Genomic DNA, 2,047 nt, shown 5'->3' on the forward strand with positions numbered 1-2,047 from the left:
CGTGTGCTCTTCCGATCTCTACGCTCAGAATAATAGAAGTTTATCTGTATTTAGAGATTGTTTGTTGTTTCGGGTGGGTTGGGAGTATTTCCGGACATTCTGCAATTATGAATTGTTCTCTAACATCGCAATACAATCAATTTCGACTAACACATCTTTGGGTAAACGCGACACTTCTACACAAGCCCGAGCAGGTGCATTTTCGGTTTCAAAATACTGTCCATAAACGCTATTGATCGCGGCAAAATCATTCATATCTTTGAGGAAAATAGTTGTTTTGACGACCTCTGACCAACTCGCCCCTGCTGCGCTTAAAACGGCTTCTAAGTTAGCCATAATTTGTTCGGTTTGTTTAGCCACATCTTGGAGATGAACAATTTGATTTGTTGTGGGATCGATAGAAATTTGCCCGGCGACAAAGACCATCCCATTCGCAATTACGGCTTGATTGTATGGGCCAACAGGAGCAGGGGCTTTATCTGTCCGAATAATTTGACGTGTCATCGCTTTAATTTGGGTAAGTTGAGTTAAGCTTGTATCCATTTCACAGATTTCTCCATCGGGCATCACAGCCCCTAGAAATTCAGCATTTTCGAGGTTCGCCCCGTAGAGGTTCGCATCGGTTAAATCTGCTCCAATTAAACTTGCTCTACTCAGATTAGCACGAATTAAATTCGCTTGATTAAGATTAACAATTCTTAGGTTTGCACCCTCAAAACAGGTTTCTCGAAGATTGGCATTTTTGAGGTTTGCACGATTAAGATTTACTCTCGCTAGATTTAATTTTGACAAATTAATCCCGGTTAAGTTGGCTTGTTGGAGTTTGGCACCTTCTAAGTTGGCATCTTGTAACCGAGCGTTACTCAGTTCTGCTAAACTTAAATCAGATTCTAATAGAATTGTCCGAATTAAATTGGCATCTTGTAAGTTTGCTTTTTTAAGGTTCGCTCGGGTTAAATTGGTTTCCAGTAGATTAGCACCACATAAGTTAGCTTCTGATAAATTCGCCTCGGTTAAATCCGCTCGACTTAAATTCGCAACAACTTTATCATACCAACTTAAACTCGCTGAACTTAAGTCTGCACCTCTCAAATTGGCACTAATTAAATTCACCGCATCTAAGTCTGCATTGTGAAAGTTTGCTTGTTTTAAATTCGCATGATTTAGACTCGCTCCGGTTAAATTTGCCCCGGTTAAATTTGCTCCGGTTAAATCAACTCCATGTAGTTTTGCTCGTCCTAAATCAGCCTCATTTAAAGTTGCATAGGAAAGAATAGCTTGACGTAAATCTCCCCGTAAATTCGCAGAAGTTAAGTTAGCATGAGAAAGATTTGCTCGCATTAACTTTGTTTCATTGAGATTGGCGTCAGTAAGATCAGCATTTTTCAAGTTGATATCACTTAAATCGAGGCGATCTAAACTGGCTCCTACAAGTTCAACGCCTTCAAAATCTCGTTCTCCTTTGGTGTATCGTTCCAAAAGTTCAGTCGCATACATTATCGGTGTCTCCATCACCCAATGAGTTTTAGTTTACAACCAAACTGTAAATTTTCTTACCTTTTTATTTTATATTAATATTTGTAACCTCTCCCCAACCTCTCTTTGAGAAAGCTACCATATATACACATCTTGAGTTCAACATTAAAATTCTATATTTTGCCCCCCTTTGCCCCCCCAAAATTGGGAGGAACTCAAGTCTAGAAGTCCCCCAGAGTTGGGGGATTTAGGGGGCAATAGTCAACTCAATACTTCTGGATACACAGAAACCTTTTAGGGGAGGGCTAGGGAGGGGTAACAAATCCAATCACTTAACCTAACGACTCAACGCTACACATTCGATTTGAACGAGGGCATTTTGGGGAAGTTGAGCGACTGCAACGCAAGCACAAATGGGAGCAGTTTCAGTATCGAAATAGTTGGCATAAATAGCGTTCATCCCTGCAAAATCACCCATATTTTTTAAGAATATTGTTGTTTTCACCACGTCCGCCCAAGTTGCTCCCGCTTCGGCTAATATTATCTCTAAATTTGCCATAATTTGTTCGGT

2 protein-coding genes are annotated in these 2,047 nt (G+C 40.3%); both read right to left on the bottom strand.

The window, feature by feature from the left end; genetic code table 11:
* Positions 1 to 105: 105 nt before the first annotated feature.
* Positions 106 to 1,512, bottom strand: coding sequence for a Rid family detoxifying hydrolase (locus tag M595_RS27130; protein ID WP_238987015.1), 1,407 nt, complete (start codon positions 1,510 to 1,512; stop codon positions 106 to 108).
* A gap of 301 nt (positions 1,513 to 1,813) precedes the next feature.
* Positions 1,814 to 2,047 (bottom strand): Rid family hydrolase (locus M595_RS27135; protein WP_040484765.1); only part of this gene is annotated, 234 nt, incomplete at its 5' end.

The sequence above is a fragment of the Lyngbya aestuarii BL J genome (genome assembly GCF_000478195.2).
GTDB classification, from domain to species: Bacteria; Cyanobacteriota; Cyanobacteriia; order Cyanobacteriales; family Microcoleaceae; genus Capilliphycus; species Capilliphycus aestuarii.

What these genes read in the sequence shown, in the direction of transcription:
- M595_RS27130 (WP_238987015.1), bottom strand. Translation starts at nt 1,512, where the DNA reads ATGGAGACACCGATAATGTATGCGACTGAACTTTTGGAACGATACACC.